The following is a 16,995-nucleotide window of genomic DNA, read 5'->3' on the forward strand; positions in this document are numbered from 1 at the left end:
CTGCGTCATGTCGCCGTCTCCTTTGTCTGTCTCTGCGCGCCGATGCCCAACTCGCGTTCCGGTTCGGCCAGCGCTGCGTTCAATTCCGCCCCGATAACGAGGCCAAGCCCGACGAGCCAGAAAAAGAACAACGTAATCATGATCCCGGCCATGCTGCCATAGGTCAGGCTATAGGAAAAGAAGCTGCGCAGGACCGGAGGCAAGGCGGTCGACACGCCGAGCCACCACAGCGCAGTGAACAGCGCGCCGGGCCATTTGGGATAGGCCTTTGCGCGATATTCCGCCGGGGTCAGCGTGAAGAACAACAGATAAAGCGATCCGGCAAGGCCCAGCGCGGGCACGATCCGCGACAATCGCAGGGCCCCGGCAGCATCGGAAAGCTGAGGAAAATTGGCCATAATGACCTGCTGAACCGCGCCGATGGCGACTTGTGCAAACAGCGATACCATCAGCAGCACCACGGCGCCAACGATCAGCCCAGCGGAAAATAGCCGGTTGCGCCAGAATGCATAGAGCGCCTGCGTTCCATAGGCGCGGCGCAGAATATCGCGGATCGTTTCGACCAGGCTCGACACTGTCCACAATGCAAAGCCCGCGCCAAGCCACAACAGCCATCCGTCGCGGGCAAAGATGATTTCCTCGGCCACGGGGCGGATGGCATTGCTGACCGCGCCCGGCATGGCGGTCAGCACTGTCGTGACCAATTCGAGTGCGCGCGTCCGTCCGCCGACCAATTCGAACAAGGCTGCCCCGACGATGAAGAACGGGAAAATCGCCAGCATCGACAGATAGGCCAGGTTCCCGGCGTGGATAAACCCATCATTGTAAGTGCCGACCAGCACCCGGCGGATCGTTTCAAACACCCGCGTGCCCGGCCCGGTGTAATGCGCGATGAACCCCAGCACCCCCGGCGGCGCATTGTCCTCGCCTTGGCCTGCGAAATGGAAAGGCTGCGACTGCGCGCGCCTCCGCCGCGCCTCTGGCGAATATGAGCGCAAGGCATCTGAGGGCTGCACCTGTTGCGAGGAATACGGCCGATTGAACGGCGGCGGCCGGTTGGTCGGCGGCGGAATGTCCTCTTGTTCGCTCAATGCGTCGTTCGATCCCCGGACCCTTGCCCTATAGCCCGAATTTTTCACGCGGCCGCGCCGGATCGGTCCAGTCGCCCAGTTTTTCCTTCAGCGCCCCAATGTCCACCGGCATCTGAATTTCCAGCGTGACCAGTTGATCGCCGCGCGCCGGGCCAGCGCCCTTTGCCGCAGCCGATCCTGCGCCCGGTTTGCGGGTCCAGCCCTTGCCCGACAGGCGCATGACCGTTCCTCCGCTGACGCCCGGTTTGAGCGTCAGCATCACCGGCCCATCGACGGTCGGGCATTTGATCTTGCCGCCGTTGACCGCTTCATCGAGCGTGATCGGCAAGTCCATGCGGATATTGTCGCCGTCGCGGCGAAAGAAGGGATGCGGGGCAATTTCGACCATCACGATTCCATCGCCATGGCCGCCGGGGCCAGTGTGGCCTTTGTCTTTCAATCGCATCTGCGTGCCGTCCTCGACCCCGGCGGGCAGTTTCAGATTGATCGCTTTGCCATCGGCCAGCGTGATCCGCTGATCCCGGCCAGAGGCTGCTTCGACGAACGGGACTGCCAGCCGGTATTGAATATCCGCGCCGCGTCTGGGCGGCGGCGGAGGTGGGCGCTGGCCGAAACCGCGCGGCCGCGGGGGTTCCTGTTGGCGCGCGCGGCCGCCGAACAACCCTTCGAACAGATCGCCGAGGTCCATTTCGTCTGCGCCAAAGCCGCCAAATTCCTGATCGCGGTATCCGCCAGCCCCCGGCCTGCCCGCGCCGCCGTAAGCATTGCGGCCGAATCCGCGGCCCGCGCCCATCCCGGCGAAGGGGTTTGCCGGATTGCCTTCGCCGTCGATTTCCCCCCGGTCAAACTGGGCGCGCTTGTCCCTGTCTGACAGCAGATCATAGGCCTTGGTCGCGTCAGAGAATTTCTCCGAGGCTTTCGGATTGTCCTTGTTCCGGTCAGGATGCAGCTCTTTGGCGAGTTTGCGATAGGCGCTCTTGATCTCTTTTTCAGAAGCGGTGCGCGGCACGCCGAGGGTTTGATAAGGATCAGCCATGGTGTGTTAGCTAGGTGAGGCGCTCCGATAGAGCAAGATTGCTTGTGTTCTTTGCAAGAGATCGCGGGCTTTCCTACAACGGAGTAAAGGCGTATTTCGCCGCGCATGATAGAACACCGCTCAGCTATTTCTGGTGCCAATTGGGCAAGAACCCTGTGTCCACGCGGCAATTTTCGCGAACGGCATTTTCGCGCTCTGGACAGTGTGTCAGGTGTGTCAGCAACAGGAGCGCCCCAGTGATCGATAGAGTGATCGATAGCTCTGGCCAGACCGGCCATCAGCCCGCCGATAGCGCAATCATGTCGGGCGCTGACCCCTACGCGCTGTTCGATGCGTGGTTTGGGCTGGCGCAGGGGAGCGAGCCCAACGATCCCAACGCCATGGCGCTGGCCACCGCCACGTCCGTTGGCATGCCGTCAGTGCGGATGGTGCTGCTGAAAGGGCACGGCCCTTCAGAAAGCGGTGCGGGCGGCTTCACCTTCTTCACCAATGCCCACAGCCGCAAGGGCGAAGAGATTCGCGCCAACTGCCAAGCCGCGCTGCTGTTTCACTGGAAAAGCCTGCGCCGCCAGATCCGCATCGAAGGTCCGTTGACTGAGGTGACGCCGCAGCGCGCCGATGCCTATTTCCACTCGCGCCCGTTCAAGAGCCAGGTCGGATCGGCGGCAAGTGACCAGTCGCGCCCGATGCCCGACCGGCAGAGCTATCTCGACCGTGTGGCTGCGTTGACCGCACAGTATGAAGCAGCGGGTGCAGTGCCGCGTCCGGCGCATTGGACAGGTTTCACTTTGGCCCCGCAAAGAATTGAATTCTGGATGGACCGCGACAACCGGTTACACGATCGTCGTCTGTTCACGCTGGAGGGTGCCGCTGACGCCCTGAAGTGGACCGACACGCTGCTCTATCCGTAAAGGCCAACCATGACGCAAAAGATCCCATACTGGCACGTCGATGCCTTCAGCGCGCGGCCCTTTGGCGGCAATCAGGCGGCGGTGATGGTGCTCGACGAATGGCTGCCCGACGATGTGCTGGTGACGATTGGCGCGGAGAACCTGTTCGCCGAGACGGCCTTTGTGGTGCGCGATGCGACTGGCGCGGCGGATTGGGAACTGCGCTGGTGCACGCCGACCTATGAAATCGCGCTGTGCGGCCACGCGACGCTGGCGAGTGGGCATGTGCTGCTGAACCGCGATGGGGGTGACGGGATCACCTTTCGCACGCGCAAATCCGGAATACTCGAAGTGCGCCGCGATGGGGCGGGTTATGCGCTGGCGCTGCCCGCGATTGTGACTGAACCAGCCGAACATGCCGAGGCGGTCGCGCTGATGGGAGCAACGCCGCAGGCGGTTCACCGATCCGCGCTCGGCTACAATGTGTTCCTCTACGAAAGTGAAGCCGTAGTGCGCAGCCTAGCCCCCGATATTCGCGGGCTTGAAAGACTCGGCGCGGATCAGTTCATCGCCACCGCTCCCGGCGATGCGAGTGATGTGGTCAGCCGCGTGTTCGTGCCCGGCGGCGGAGTGGATGAAGACAGCGTGACCGGCTCTGCCCATGCCGTCCTTACCCCCTATTGGGCCAAGAGATTGGGGCGCGAGAGCTTCACCGCCTATCAGGCCAGCCAACGCGGCGGCGACCTGACGCTCAGGCTCGACGGCGATCGCGCGTGGCTCGGCGGGCCATGCGTGACGGTGGTTGAAGGGATATTCTACCTCTGAGGGTAAAGCGCCAGAATATCCGCTGCCTGATCGAGCATTGGCGGACGCTCGGCACTGGTCGAATGGCCGAGTCGGACCAGCGTCAGCCGTTGATCGGGCGAAACGAGGACATATTGGCCCATATGTCCGATCAGCGCGAACAGGCTATCGGGCGCGCGGTCGGGGAACAGGGGATGCTCGCCCAGTCCGGCGCCGGGGATCGGCCGGTTGAGCCAGGTCTGATAGCCATAATGCGGGCTGACGGGGCTGGGCGTGACCATCGCCTCGATCCAGCGGCTTGGCACCAATTGCTCGCCGCCTGGCGCGCGGCCACCGCCGCGAAGAAACTCGCCAAACCGAGCATAATCGAGCGCCGTGGCGTGCATCAGACTGCCGCCGATCAGAGTGCCCGAGGCATCGAATTCGGCTACGATCGAGGTCATGCCCAGCGGTCCGAAGAGCCGCTCTTGCAAATAGCCGGAGAGCGCTTGCCTGCGCGCGCCGGGATCATCGCTTTCGGTCAGCGCGCGCACGGCGATATCGGCGAGGATCACGGTGGTGTTGGAGGAATATTCGAACCTTTCCCCCGGCTCTGCCTCCAGCGGCTGTTCTTTCGCCCATTTCGCCATATCGTCGCGCCCGTCGAGGAACAGCATCCGCACCTCGGACGAATCGTAAGGTGGATCGCCCGCTTCGGTGTGGCGCAGGCCGGATCGCATCTGGAGCAAATGGCGCAGAGTGATGTCGGCACGCGGATCGCCGCTGCGCTGCCACAGCGGGACCGGCGCAGGCTCATCCACACTGAGCAACCCGTCCGCGACCAGCATACCGATCAGCACCGAAGTGACCGTCTTGGCCATCGACCAGCTGACAAATCTCGTGTCGGCGTCATAGCCTGCGCTGTAACGTTCGGCGGCGACCTTGCCATCGGCCAAGAGCAGCACCGCGCGGGTTTCGCCCAGCCCTTCCGCAGTGAACAGATCATCAACTTCGCGCGCCAGCTGATCCTTTGGCGCGCCCGCGTCCTCCGACACAGCGGCAAGCGCCTCTGCGCTCAGCGGCGGCGGCGCGGGGTCTGGGGCCTCGGAACAGGACACAGCAATTGCGGCAAGGGCTGGCAGGAGCGCGGCGGCAGCGATATGGGGGGGCAGGCGCAAGGTCATCCGGCTGTCAATTCTACAAGGGTTCCAACAAAGCAATGGCTAATAACGTCACAAAACCCTCGCGCACCTCGCGGATTGCGGTGTTTGTTCTGGTGGCGGCGATTGCCGCGATTGCCGCAGCTTTGTGGTTCAACCGCGCGCCGATCACCGGCTATGCCAATGTCGGCACGTCCTATGCCGCGCGGGTCGCGTGTTCATGCCGCTTTGTCGCGGGGCGCAGTCTTGAAGATTGCGAGAAAGACAAGCTTGGCGGAATGGAACTGGTCTCGCTCAGCGATGACGCAGAGGCCCGCAGCGTCACCGCGACTTTCCCGCTGGTTACTGCGAACACCGCCACTTACCGCGAAGGCTATGGCTGCGTTCTGGAAAAGTGGGAAGGTTAGGCGCCGCGCCTAGTCTGCTACGGAAACGGTCGAATCAATCCAGCCGCCACCAATCACGCGTTCGCCTGCATAGATCACCGCCGCCTGACCCGGTGCAACGCCGAATTCGGGTGAGGCAAAGCGCATGGTCACCGAAGCGCCGCCTCCCAGTGGCCCCTCGAGTGCAATCGGTACCGGCTTTGCCAAAGAGCGGACCTTGGCGGTCAATGGTTCATCCGCCGTCAATTCGCCGATCCGGTTCGTCTCGGTAATCACAGCGCTTTCCACCGCCAGCATCCGCTTTGGCCCGACGCGCACTTCGCGCCTTTCTGCATCCAGCGCGGTAACATAGAGTGGCTCGCTCTGGCCGCCGATGTCGAGGCCCTTGCGCTGGCCGACGGTGTAATGAACGATTCCCTTGTGGGTGCCCAAGACCTCGCCGCTCGCGGCATGGACAATCGCGCCGGGTACCCCGCCTTCGGGGCGCAGCTTCGTTACGATGCGTGCGTAATTGCCATCCGGCACAAAGCAGATGTCCTGACTGTCAGGCTTTGCCGCATTGCGCAGGCCCGCAGCCTCAGCCAGATCGCGCACTTGGGTCTTGGGCAATCCGCCGAGTGGGAAGCGGATATAGCGGAGCTGTTCCTGCGTCGTGGCATAAAGGAAGTATGACTGATCGCGCGCCGGATCCGCCGCGCGGTACAGATGCGGTCCGCCGGGCGCCTCCACCCGCCGGACATAATGCCCGGTTGCAAGGCAATCCGCGCCTAGTTCGCGCGCCATGCGGAACAGATCGGTAAATTTCGGCCCCATATTGCAGCGAATGCAGGGCACAGGCGTGCGCCCGGCGAGATATTCATCGGCAAACTGTTCGACCACATCTTCGCGGAAGGCGCTTTCATGGTCGAACACGTAATGAGCAATGCCGAGCCGGTCTGACACTGCGCGGGCATCAGCAATGTCATCGCCCGCACAGCACGCGCCCTTGCGGCCTGTCGCGGCGCCGTAATCATACAATTGCAGCGTGATGCCAATCACTTCGGCTCCAGTATCGGCAGCGAGCGCGGCGACTACGGACGAATCGACCCCGCCGCTCATGGCGACGACGATTCGGCAATCGGCTGCGGCGCGCGGCAGATCAAACAGCGCAGCGGCATCAATCCCGAAGGCAGTGTTGGGTTCTAAAGTGGCAGCGCTGGTCATAGTGCCGCGTGATATAGGCGATGAGAAGACATTTCGCCAGCATGTGGGGACGGAGCGCTTGAGGGGTCAACACATAGGGCGGGGCATGCCCAGGAATGCACTTTCCGCAGGCAGTATTCCTAATCGCAGGTAAATCCCGGTTTTACCACATCTTGACGACCTCTCGATATACCGTGCTGCATGTTCGAACAGTCCAAACCCCTTGGCATACCGCAGAGCACCCGATTCTCTGACGAAGATGCCCTGCGCTGCATCGATTGGCGCGAAGTGACAGCCCGGCTGAATGCCGCGCGTGATCTGCGCCGGGTGTTGCGCGACGATGCAAGAGGCAATGGCAATGTGGAGAGCTTTTCTGAGGCTGCCGCCCGCTATTTCCGGACCCGTGACTGTAACGAACCAGACGTTAACCCTGATGCTTTAGAGCACGGCAAAGGCTCGCCCTGCATAATCCCGCCTAGCGAACTTCTTCCTTATCCTCAGGAAGAGCTGCGCGGCAGGGGGCATGCGTTAACAGGTGATGCGAGAGACACTGAATGATTGAGAACCAGAATATCCGCCCCGCACAGGTCATCGGCCCCCTCGGTGAACCCCTGACCGTGGACGACCTTCCTTCGCCCAAGACAAAGCGCTGGGTCGTGCGCCGCAAGGCTGAGGTTGTGGCGGCGGTCAATGGCGGACTGCTCACCATCGACGAAGTGCTCGAACGCTATGGGCTGACGCTCGAAGAGTTTGCGTCCTGGCAGCGCGCGGTTGATCGTTCTGGGATGCAGGGTCTGCGTGTCACTCGCATTCAGCATTACCGCGACCTGTATGAACGACAGCTCAAATATTAGACGCTGACCCTGGGCCGCTGAGGTCGCCTGAGTGCGGCTGAGCACCGCTTCGCCAATCCCGAAAATCTCTGTCAAGGTTCTCTCGCCAGCGGTTTTGCGCTAGCCGGAATACAGACCCGCATTGGGATTCGCGCAAAAATGCGTGATGTGCGGGCGAGTAGGGGAACGCATATGTCTGCAATCTTTGGTTTTATCTGGTTCATTATCATGGGCGGTATCATCGGCTGGGTCGCCAGCATGGTGATGAACCGCGACGCCGCAATGGGCAAATTCTGGAATGTCGTGGTCGGTATTGTCGGATCATTCATTGGCAATTCCGTCTTTTCGTTTGTTCTCGGCAATGGTTCGATCGGCGGCTGGCCACCTGACGTGATGGGCATTGTGTCAGCCCTGATCGGGGCGATTGTGCTGCTTGGCGTGCTCAATCTGATTCAGCGCGGCAAAGTGCGCGGCTGACTACGCCACGGCTGAAAACAGCATGAAATGAGGCGGCGCTGCCCGACGGGCGGTGCCGCCTTTTGCTTGCAACAGGGCGCCGTGCCCGAATTACGGCATCGGTTATTCGTCTATGCTCAAAGTCATCAGTCGAACCGCGCATTGCCCCTTTCAGGCCCCGAGCCTATGAGGGATTGCGAAGGGTGACTTATATCTATAATACACTCATTTTGAAGCTGGCATGGCTTCAATAGTCGATCGGTTGGGGTTCATACGGCTGTCCAGGCCACCCCGCACAAGGGAACCGCAATGAATTACGAGACGTCAATCACGGCAGAGACGCAGGATGATATTCCTGCGGATGTGGGCGCTCGCCAAGAGCAGAAGCTTTCGTCGTCCACGCCAAAGATCCTGATGATTGCCGGGATCGGGTTGGTAGCATTGTTGGCCGCCATCGCAGCCTATTTTGTCATGTCCGGCGGTGAGCCAGTGGCGGCCGTCGATGATGGCACGCAGGCTCCCGTGGTCACTGTAATTGCCCCTGGCAAGACAACCATAAGCGGCGTGATTGAGGCGCCGGGCACTCTGGCGGCGCGCCGTCCGATGCCGGTCGGAGTGGTCGGCGAAGGGGGTCAGGTTGTGTCGGTGCGGGTCGATGCCGGCGATTGGGTCCAGCAGGGGCAGGTCCTTGCTGTGATCGATCGATCGGTCCAGAATCAACAGGCCGCCGCTCAATCGGCACAGATCGAAGTGTCACGCGCCGATGCGCAATTGGCGCAGGCCAATCTTGATCGCTCGCTGCAATTGGTTGAGCGCGGCTTTGTATCAAAAGCGGATGTTGACCGCTTGACCGCGACCCGCGACGCTGCGGTGGCGCGGGTTAGGGTGGCCGAGGCGCAGCTCGCCGAACTGCGCGCGCGCACCGCGCGGCTGAACATTGTCGCTCCGGCTTCGGGCTATGTGCTCGAACGCAATGTCGAGCCGGGCCAGACCGTTAGCGCCGGCTCGCCCGCGCTGTTCACGATTGCCAGCGGCGGAGAAATGGAGATGATGGCCCAGCTGAGTGAAACCCAGCTCGCAAGCCTGTCGCAGGGTGTCAGCGCGAATGTTGTGCCGACCGGATCGCCCAAGACATTCGTCGGGCAGGTCTGGCAGCTTTCGCCGGTGATCGACCCGCAAACCCGGCAAGGCACGGCGCGCATTGCGCTCAGCTATGCTCCCGAATTGCGACCCGGCGGTTTTGCCACCGCGCGGATCAACAGCGGCACGATTGAAGCGACGGTGGTTCCCGAAAGCGCGGTACTCGCAGATGACGAAGGCAGCTTTGTCTATGTCGTTGACGCGGAAAATAAGGCTGTCCGCACCTCGGTGACGACCGGCATGGTCACCGCAGATGGCATCGCCATTACCGAAGGATTGAGCGGCACCGAACTGGTGGTGCTGCGCGCTGGCGGCTTCCTCAATCCAGGTGAGACCGTCCAGCCGAGCCGGCAAAGCGATTAGCGCCGCCTAATCAGGCGCGCAGGAACAATACAGGCGAGACATTTATGAATTTCCGCAACATTTCAGCCTGGTCGATCCGCAATCCCGTGATCCCGTTGGTGCTTTTCACCGCGCTGTTGTTCGCCGGCATCATCAGCTTTTCGCGGATGGACGTAACGAACAATCCCGACGTGGAATTTCCTGCGGTAAACGTGAATATCTCGCAGCCCGGCGCGGCCCCAACCGAGATCGAGAACCAGATCACACAGCGCATTGAAAGCGCGGTTCGGTCGATCAACGGGGTTAATTCAATTCAGTCGACCGCGAGTGAAGGCAACTCGAACACCTTTGTCGAATTTGAAATCGGCACCGATATCATCGAGGCTGTCAACGAGGTTGAAACCGCGGTTAACACCGTTCGTGCCAGCCTGCCCGACGGCATCCTCGAACCGCAAATCTCCAAGGTCAATGTGGTTGGCGAAGCGATTGGTTATATCGCGGTCGAAGCCGACGACATGACCATCGAACAGCTAAGCTGGTTCATCGACGATACGGTAGCCAAACGGCTGCTGGCGATCGACGGCATGGCGGAGGTTCAGCGGTTTGGCGGGGTCGACCGTGAGATTGAAGTGATTCTTGACCCGGCCAAGATGCAGGCGCTGGGCGTGACCGCTTCGCAAATCAATTCGGTGCTGCGTCAGGCCAATGTCGATGCTGCGGGCGGCGTCACAGAGATTGGCGGCACGCGCCAATCTTTGCGCGTGCTGGGCAATGACGACACCGCCTATGAACTGTCGCAGCGCCAGATCCAGCTTGGTGGTGGGCGCACGGTTCGCCTGGCCGATGTTGCAACGGTGCGCGACGGTCATGGTGAGCGGACCTCGATTAGTGAAGTAAGGGACCGCGAAGTCGTCAATTTCTTCATGAACCGCGCGCGGGGTGCCTCTGACGTGGCGGTCTATAATGCAGCGATTGCCGAAATGGAAAAGATCGAAGCCGAGACCGAAGGCGTCCGCTTCGTCAAGATGTTCACCAGCACGACCTATACCGACAACCAGTACAAAAGCTCGATGGAAGCGCTGTTCGAAGGCGCGCTGCTGGCCGTGGTGATCGTGTTCCTGTTTCTGCGCGATTGGCGCGCGACCTTTATCAGCGCGGTCGCCATTCCGCTTTCTGCGATCCCCACGTTCTTTTTTATGGACCTGCTCGGGTTCAACCTGAACTTTCTCTCGCTGCTCGCGCTGGCTCTGGTCGCGGGGGTGCTGGTGGACGATGCGATCGTTGAGATTGAAAACATCGTCAGGCACATGCGAATGGGCAAGACCGCCTATCAGGCGAGCATCGACGCCGCCGACGAGATCGGCCTGCCGGTCGTCGCCACCAGTTTCTGTATTGTCGCAGTGTTCCTGCCGGTCGGCCTGATGCCGGGCGTGTCGGGGCAGTTTTTCCAGAATTTCGGGCTGACTGTGGTGATCGCGGTGTTGATGAGCCTTGCGGTGGCGCGGATGATTACCCCGCTGATGGCGGCCTATTTCCTTTCCGCAAAAGGCGCCGGCGCACATGGCGAAGGTCCGATGATGGACCGCTATATGGCGATGCTCACCTGGACGCTCGACACCGGCAAGTTGCAGGCGCGCCGTGCCGGGATTGAGGGACCGCGTTCGCGCGTGCTCTATGTTTTTGCGCTGTTGTTAGCTGTTATTGCGATCCTCGCAGCATCCGGCTTTGCCATGTTTGCAAGCTTTGGTGCGCTGAGCGGACTCGAAGTGCCTAAAACCATGGCGGTGGCGGTTTCAAGCGATCCCAATTCAAGCATCTACAAGATCGTCGCCAAGATATTCGAGATTGTGCAGGTCTTGCTCGTGTCGGCAATTGCCTTTGCTGCTGGCTGGCTGATGCTTAAGCTGATTGAATTGCTGGGCCGGTCTGGCGGCAGAATTGGCGATTCGGCGAAATATCTCACCGCGCGTTTTTACGATCACCGCGTTTGGATGCTCGGCGTGGGCTGGTTCTCGCTACTCGTGACGGTGCTGTTGTTCGGTCAGATTCCGGCGCAGTTTCAGCCTACCATTGATGATGAGAATTCCGCCGTTGAAATCGAAATGGTCCCCGGCACAACTCTGGCGACGACCAAGCGGGTGTCGGACCAGGTCGATGCCTTGCTGAACGAACAGTCCGAAGTCGAGCGCACCCTTCAGCGAATCCGGCTGGGCAATTCGACCATTTTCATCAAGCTGACCGATGATCGGGAGCGCACGTCGATCGAGTTCGAGCGCGAACTCGCACCTCAGCTTGCGCAAATTGCCGACGCGCGTGTGCGGTTTCGTTCGCAAAGTGGCGGTTTCGGATCGGGCCGCGATCTCACGGTTATGCTCGCCGGGTCCAACCCCGAATTGCTCGACCAAACGGCGGCTGCTCTGGTGGAACAGATGCGCGGGCTCGACACGCTTGTTGCGCCGCGGATCAGCGCTGATATCAACCGGCCTGAAATCATCATTACCCCGCGCGAACAAATAGCGGCGGAGCTGGGGGTCAGCACGATTGCGCTGTCGCAAACAATCCGCATCGCCACTTTGGGCGAGATCGAACAGAACGCGGCGCGTTTCTCGCTGTCCGACCGTCAGATCCCGATCCGGGTCAAATTGTCCGAGGATGCGCGGAGCCAGCTTACCACGATCGAGAATTTGCCCGTTCAAACGATCAGCGGAGCGACCGTTCCGCTGGGGCGGGTGGCCGATATTACCTTTGGTTCCGGCCCGACCTCGATCCAGCGCTACAACCAGAACCGCCGCGTGTTGGTTGGCGCTGATCTCGCGAGCGGTGTCTTGAAAGGTGAGGCGCAGACCCAGGTGGATGCTCTGCCGATCCTTCAGGAATTGCCCACCGGCGTGATTCGCGACGTGGTGGGCGAGGATGAATGGCAGCTTGAGCTGGTCCAGAACCTTATCATCGCGATCATCACCGGCGTCCTTTTGGTGTTTGCGTGCCTTGTGCTGCTTTACAAGCGGCTGATGAGCCCGCTGGTCAACATGACCTCGTTGGCGCTCGCGCCTTTGGGCGGCATCCTGCTGATATGGTTGCTGGGAATGGCGCAGTCGATGCCCGTCTATATCGGCATTCTGCTGCTGCTAGGCATTGTCTCCAAAAACTCCATTCTGCTGATCGATTTCGCGATTGAAGAGATGGCGCGCGGAACAGACAAGTTTGAAGCGATCATGGAGGCCGGGCACAAGCGCGCGCAGCCGATTGTCATGACCACTATTGCGATGACCGCAGGCATGGTGCCGGTGGTGGTCAATGGCTATCTGGGCGGCGGCGACGGTGCATGGCGTGAACCGATGGGCTGGGTCGTGATCGGCGGGCTGGTCATGTCGACTCTGTTGACGCTGGTCATCGTGCCGGCTGGTTTCAGCCTTGCCGACGGGTTTGAGCGGCGCGTGGGGCCGTGGCTGCGACGGACATTGCTTACCTACAAGCCCGGCGATGATGGCAATCCGGTCCCGGGCGAAGCAGAACGCGGGCCCAATGTGCCGTTCCCAGGTCAGCCGCAACCCGCCGCGACACCGGCAACCCGCCTGCCACCGGGGGCCGAGCCTGCCGAATAGTAGCACGCCAAGGCTGAGCAAGCGCGTGACCTTTCGTGCCAATTGGGGCAGATAGGCGCGAGCATGGCCAAACCGCGACCTGTTCCCCTGATGTTTGGCGGAGAGCCGCTCACCGCTGATCGTGCACGGCGGATGCGCTGGACCGCGACCGGTATGCTGGCGGCGATGGCGGTGCTGTTCTTCACCACTCACGGCCTGGTCGGCGATCACCCCGCATGGGGTTATGTCAACGCCTTTGCTGAAGCGGCGATGGTGGGCGGACTAGCCGACTGGTTCGCGGTGACCGCACTGTTCCGCCACCCGCTCGGCCTGCCGATCCCGCACACCGCAATCATCCCAATGAACAAGGACCGGATTGCAGACACCATGGCGCAGTTCCTGCGCGAGAATTTCCTCACGCCCGCGGTGGTGGCGCGGCGCATGTCGGACATGAATGTTGCCCGCGCGATTGGCGATTTCCTGGTCGCGAGCCCTGAGGGAGCCGGCCCCGATGCGCGCTCGCGGATCACTGGCGGCGCAGCGGAATTGCTTGCCGAAGTGCTCGAATCGCTTGATCCGGACAGGCTCGGCACGCAGGTGCGATCGGGACTGGGCGCTCAATTGGCGAAGATCGACGTTTCGCCCTTGGCCGGAAGGATGCTGGAAAGTGCGATGACGGATCGGCGTCATTTGCCGCTGATCGACGGTATGATCCGCTGGGCCGGGCTGACGCTGGAGGACAATGAAGACACGATCCGCGATATCATCCATGCGCGGGTTGCAGGGGTGCTGCGCTGGGCCGGGCTGGACAAGACGATTTCGGGCAATGTCCTTGACGGGCTCTACAAATTGCTCGCCGAGGTGCTGGTCGACCCCGAACATCCCCTGCGCGCCAAGGTCGAAGAAGGCCTCGAAAAGCTGGCGCATGATTTGCAGCACGATCCCGAAACGCGCGAGCGGGTGGAAGAGATGAAGCGCGACCTCATAGAAAATCCGGCGGTCGCGGAATGGTGGATGGGGGTGTGGGAACGCATCCGGCAATCTCTGATTCGGCGCGCGCGAGAGGCCGATACCGGGCTGGGCGCGGAAATGCGCAGCGGATTGGCGGATTTGGGACGCGCTTTGAAGCAGGATGAACGCTTGCAAACCCAGATAAACCGCTTTGCCCGGCGCACCGCGGTGGGCGTTGCGACCCGCTATGGCAGCGGCATCGTGACTTTGGTTTCAGAGACAGTGAAGCGCTGGGATGCGACGACCATCACCGGCAGGATCGAGAATGCGGTGGGCCGCGACCTGCAGTTTATCCGCATCAACGGTACGCTGGTGGGCGGGCTGGTGGGGATGACGCTGCATTTTATTACGACGCTTCTTTGAGGCGACTGCAATTCAGCCGTGAGCGTTCGCCTCGGTGATGCGGTAAATGATGTTGGTAGTATAAAAGGAGCGCATCGGCTGTCCGCTGGCATCGAGTGCAGGCTCGAACTCCGCATCTTCCATTTCCTCGCACGCTTTACTTTCGAGCCGCTCGGTCTCGGTGGATTCGAACAGCTTGCACTCTGATACACTTCCATCTTCATCGACGATGACGCGCATCCTAATGATTGCTTGTTCGCCACGGTTAAGTGCTGAGCGCGTGTAGTACTTCTGAATCTCGCGGGCGACCTCTTGCTCGTTTGTCCAGCGCGCTAATCGGGTGAACTGCTTGTGCTGCTCAACATCAAGTCCCCATGCACGTACGAAGTCGGCAGAGCACACGTCAAGCGCCTGTAAGGGCGGCCCCATGTCGCCAGTCTCGAATGACAAAGCATATCCGCCATGCCCGAACTGTACGCGGGTTATGGAAGAAGCTTCCTCGAGATCGATCTGGGGAAGTGTGCGCAGCGCGCCTTCTGGTTCAGTTTCCGTTACGTCATTGATTTCGATCCTTGAGAATATGGCCGCAGGGCCAAAGCCAACCACCTCTCCGCGCTGGCTATCAGTTTGCGGAAAACCTTCATCCTCTTCGAGCTTAAGGCGTGTGATGACCTGTCTGAATTGGCGGATCTTCGGACCGGCTAGCGTCATGCCAAACCCAGTTGCAGGCCCGGCTTGCTCGATGTAGAGGAGGTACTGATCCTCGCGGTCCGAAAAAGTGCGCGCTAGGCGACAGTAGTCTTCGCCGAAATCGATATTCCAATCTGAGTTCGGCATGAGTCGCTCGACCCTGTCAGGCCCATTTTGCGCCACAAGGTTAGCCGGGAAAGCAGTGAGCGTAGCGACAACTGCTATCCAGCCCGTATTGTCCCAAGAAAGTATGCGACCCATAACAAGACCTCCGCCGTACAGGTTAGCTCGGCGGAGGTTTTCTGCAACCTTCAGAAATTCGAAAGCCTTACAGCGCCCCGGTCAATTCCGGCACAGCGTTGAACAGGTCCGCAACCAGGCCGATGTCAGCGACCTGAAAGATCGGGGCGTCTTCGTCCTTGTTGATCGCGATGATGACCTTTGAATCCTTCATGCCCGCAAGGTGCTGGATCGCGCCGGAAATGCCGATTGCGATATAGACTTCGGGGGCGACGATCTTGCCGGTCTGGCCTACCTGGTAATCATTGGGGACATAGCCCGCGTCGACGGCGGCGCGCGATGCACCGATGGCTGCGCCCAGTTTATCGGCGAGCGGGTTGATCACGGCTTCGAAAGTCTCGCTGTCCTTCAGCGCGCGTCCGCCCGATACGATGATCTTGGCGCTGGCGAGTTCGGGGCGCTCGCTCTTGGCGACTTCGCGGCTGACGAAGCTCGAAATGCCGGCGTCTCCGGGGCCGCTTGCGTCCTCGATTGCAGCCGAACCGCCTTCGGGCTCGGCTTTTTCAAAAGCGGTGCCGCGCACGGTGATAACCAGCTTGGGATCGGAGGATTCGACGGTGGCGATGGCGTTGCCAGCATAGATCGGCCGGGTGAAGGTCTTGGGCCCTTCAACCGAAAGAATGTCCGAAATCTGCATCACATCGAGATGCGCAGCAACGCACGGGGCGATGTTCTTGCCCGAGGTTGTTGCTGGCGAGAGGAAGGCGTCATAATCCGCCATCAAACCGGCAATCAGTGGCGCGACGTTTTCAGCCAGAAACGCGCCATAGGCGGCGTCATCGGCCTTCACGACCTTTGAAACGCCTGCAATCCTGGCTGCGGCTTCGGCAACCGAGCCGCAATTCTCGCCAGCAACTAGCGCAGTGACTTCGCCCAATTTGCCCGCAGCGGTCACGACCGCGAGGGTCGCATCGTTCACTTTGGTGTTGTCGTGTTCGACCAGAACCAGAGTTTTCATGTCCTAAATCCTTCTTTCACCGGGCCGCCGATCAGGCGATGCCCAGCGCCTTGATTTTCTCAACCAGCGCAGCAACGTCCTCGACCTTCACTCCGGCCTGACGAACCGGTGGTTCGCTGACATTGGTGGTGGTAAGGCGCGGGGTGATGTCGACCCCGTAGTCGCCGGGCGTCTTGACATCGAGCTGCTTCTTCTTGGCCTTCATGATGTTCGGCAGCGAAGCATAGCGCGGTTCGTTCAGGCGCAGGTCTGTGGTTACAATCGCCGGAAGCGACAACTTAACCGTTTCAAGCCCGCCATCGATCTCGCGCTTTACTGTTACGCTACTCCCATCGACTTCAACAGTGTTGGCAAAGGTGCCTTGCGGGCGGCCCATCAGCGCGGCGAGCATCTGTCCGGTCTGGTTAGAGTCGTCGCTGATCGACTGCTTGCCGAGCAATACCAGTCCGGGCTGTTCTTCATCGGCGATTGCCTTGAGGATCTTGGCCACTGCCAGTGGTTCAACTTCTTCATCGCTTTCCACCAGGATGGCGCGGTCTGCACCCATGGCGAGCGCGGTGCGCAACGTTTCCTGCGCCTTGGCCGGACCAACCGAAACCGCGATGATTTCCTCGGCCTTGCCCGCTTCCTTGATGCGAATCGCCTCTTCGACAGCGATTTCGTCGAACGGGTTCATGCTCATCTTGACGTTGGCAAGATCAACGCCGGTGCCATCCGCCTTGACGCGGGGCTTCACGTTGTAATCGATCACCCGTTTGACGGGGACGAGGATTTTCATGGGTTGTCCTTCCTGTCTAAACTCTCGGCTTGC

Annotated in this window: 16 protein-coding genes; 9 read left to right on the plus strand and 7 right to left on the minus strand. The window is 60.8% G+C overall.

Annotation, left to right across the window (positions count from 1 at the left end; translation table 11 throughout):
* Positions 1-5 precede the first annotated feature (5 nt).
* Positions 6-1,091 (minus strand): YihY/virulence factor BrkB family protein, encoded by a 1,086-nt coding sequence (locus ACM64M_RS01435; protein WP_416226854.1) that lies wholly within the window; start codon positions 1,089-1,091, stop codon positions 6-8.
* 28 nt (positions 1,092-1,119) lie between these two features.
* Entirely contained in the window at positions 1,120-2,127 is a 1,008-nt protein-coding gene (locus ACM64M_RS01440; RefSeq protein WP_416226855.1) for a DnaJ C-terminal domain-containing protein, read from the minus strand.
* 299 nt (positions 2,128-2,426) lie between these two features.
* Here ACM64M_RS01440 and pdxH point away from each other — a divergent pair, with 299 nt between their 5' ends.
* Both pdxH and ACM64M_RS01450 read left to right on the plus strand, forming a co-directional pair.
* Entirely contained in the window at positions 2,427-3,038 is a 612-nt protein-coding gene (gene pdxH / locus ACM64M_RS01445) for a pyridoxamine 5'-phosphate oxidase (protein ID WP_416227344.1), read from the plus strand.
* Between the two features lie 9 nt (positions 3,039-3,047).
* On the plus strand, positions 3,048-3,842 hold the full coding sequence (locus ACM64M_RS01450) for a PhzF family phenazine biosynthesis protein (protein WP_416226856.1): 795 nt from the start codon (positions 3,048-3,050) through the stop codon (positions 3,840-3,842).
* Here ACM64M_RS01450 and ACM64M_RS01455 read toward each other — a convergent pair.
* Positions 3,833-4,984: a serine hydrolase domain-containing protein gene (locus tag ACM64M_RS01455; RefSeq protein WP_416226857.1), complete on the minus strand. Its 1,152-nt coding sequence runs from the start codon at positions 4,982-4,984 to the stop codon at positions 3,833-3,835. The two genes, ACM64M_RS01450 and ACM64M_RS01455, sit on opposite strands and share 10 nt — an antisense overlap.
* Positions 4,985-5,019: 35 nt before the next feature.
* On the opposite strand from ACM64M_RS01455, the gene ACM64M_RS01460 reads away from it, so the two are divergent.
* A complete protein-coding gene (locus ACM64M_RS01460) occupies positions 5,020-5,367 on the plus strand; it encodes a hypothetical protein (RefSeq protein ID WP_416226858.1) in 348 nt (115 codons plus the stop codon).
* A gap of 9 nt (positions 5,368-5,376) precedes the next feature.
* Here ACM64M_RS01460 and mnmA read toward each other — a convergent pair whose 3' ends face one another.
* The gene (gene mnmA / locus ACM64M_RS01465; protein ID WP_416226859.1) at positions 5,377-6,549 is read right to left on the minus strand and encodes a tRNA 2-thiouridine(34) synthase MnmA; all 1,173 of its coding nucleotides are present in this window, start codon (positions 6,547-6,549) and stop codon (positions 5,377-5,379) included.
* Between the two features lie 180 nt (positions 6,550-6,729).
* Here mnmA and ACM64M_RS01470 point away from each other — a divergent pair, with 180 nt between their 5' ends.
* The 6 genes from ACM64M_RS01470 to ACM64M_RS01495 all read left to right on the plus strand — a co-directional run bounded on the left by ACM64M_RS01470 (position 6,730) and on the right by ACM64M_RS01495 (position 14,257).
* Entirely contained in the window at positions 6,730-7,086 is a 357-nt protein-coding gene (locus ACM64M_RS01470) for a hypothetical protein (protein ID WP_416226860.1), read from the plus strand.
* Positions 7,083-7,382, plus strand: a complete 300-nt coding sequence (locus tag ACM64M_RS01475; protein ID WP_416226861.1) for a DUF1153 domain-containing protein — start codon at positions 7,083-7,085, stop codon at positions 7,380-7,382. The genes ACM64M_RS01470 and ACM64M_RS01475 overlap by 4 nt, the downstream gene beginning before the upstream one ends.
* 171 nt (positions 7,383-7,553) lie before the next feature.
* On the plus strand, positions 7,554-7,838 hold the full coding sequence (locus ACM64M_RS01480) for a GlsB/YeaQ/YmgE family stress response membrane protein (protein WP_416226862.1): 285 nt from the start codon (positions 7,554-7,556) through the stop codon (positions 7,836-7,838).
* 288 nt (positions 7,839-8,126) lie between these two features.
* Entirely contained in the window at positions 8,127-9,320 is a 1,194-nt protein-coding gene (locus ACM64M_RS01485) for an efflux RND transporter periplasmic adaptor subunit (RefSeq protein WP_416226863.1), read from the plus strand.
* 44 nt (positions 9,321-9,364) lie between these two features.
* Complete coding sequence (locus ACM64M_RS01490) at positions 9,365-12,904, plus strand: efflux RND transporter permease subunit (protein WP_416226864.1); 3,540 nt, start codon at positions 9,365-9,367, stop codon at positions 12,902-12,904.
* A 90-nt stretch (positions 12,905-12,994) separates the two neighbouring features.
* Positions 12,995-14,257, plus strand: coding sequence for a DUF445 domain-containing protein (locus tag ACM64M_RS01495; RefSeq protein WP_416227345.1), 1,263 nt, complete (start codon positions 12,995-12,997; stop codon positions 14,255-14,257).
* A 12-nt stretch (positions 14,258-14,269) separates the two neighbouring features.
* Here ACM64M_RS01495 and ACM64M_RS01500 read toward each other — a convergent pair whose 3' ends face one another.
* From ACM64M_RS01500 to ACM64M_RS01510, 3 genes are all read right to left on the minus strand, one after another.
* Complete coding sequence (locus ACM64M_RS01500) at positions 14,270-15,073, minus strand: energy transducer TonB (RefSeq protein ID WP_416226865.1); 804 nt, start codon at positions 15,071-15,073, stop codon at positions 14,270-14,272.
* A 181-nt stretch (positions 15,074-15,254) separates the two neighbouring features.
* Complete coding sequence (locus ACM64M_RS01505) at positions 15,255-16,184, minus strand: electron transfer flavoprotein subunit alpha/FixB family protein (RefSeq protein WP_416226866.1); 930 nt, start codon at positions 16,182-16,184, stop codon at positions 15,255-15,257.
* Between the two features lie 31 nt (positions 16,185-16,215).
* Positions 16,216-16,962 carry an electron transfer flavoprotein subunit beta/FixA family protein gene (locus ACM64M_RS01510; RefSeq protein ID WP_416226867.1) on the minus strand — a complete coding sequence of 249 codons (747 nt, stop codon included), beginning with the start codon at positions 16,960-16,962 and terminating at the stop codon, positions 16,216-16,218.
* Positions 16,963-16,995 lie beyond the last annotated feature (33 nt).

Origin of the sequence: Qipengyuania sp. ASV99 (assembly GCF_047872805.1) — a bacterium.
Classification (GTDB): Bacteria; Pseudomonadota; Alphaproteobacteria; order Sphingomonadales; family Sphingomonadaceae; genus Erythrobacter.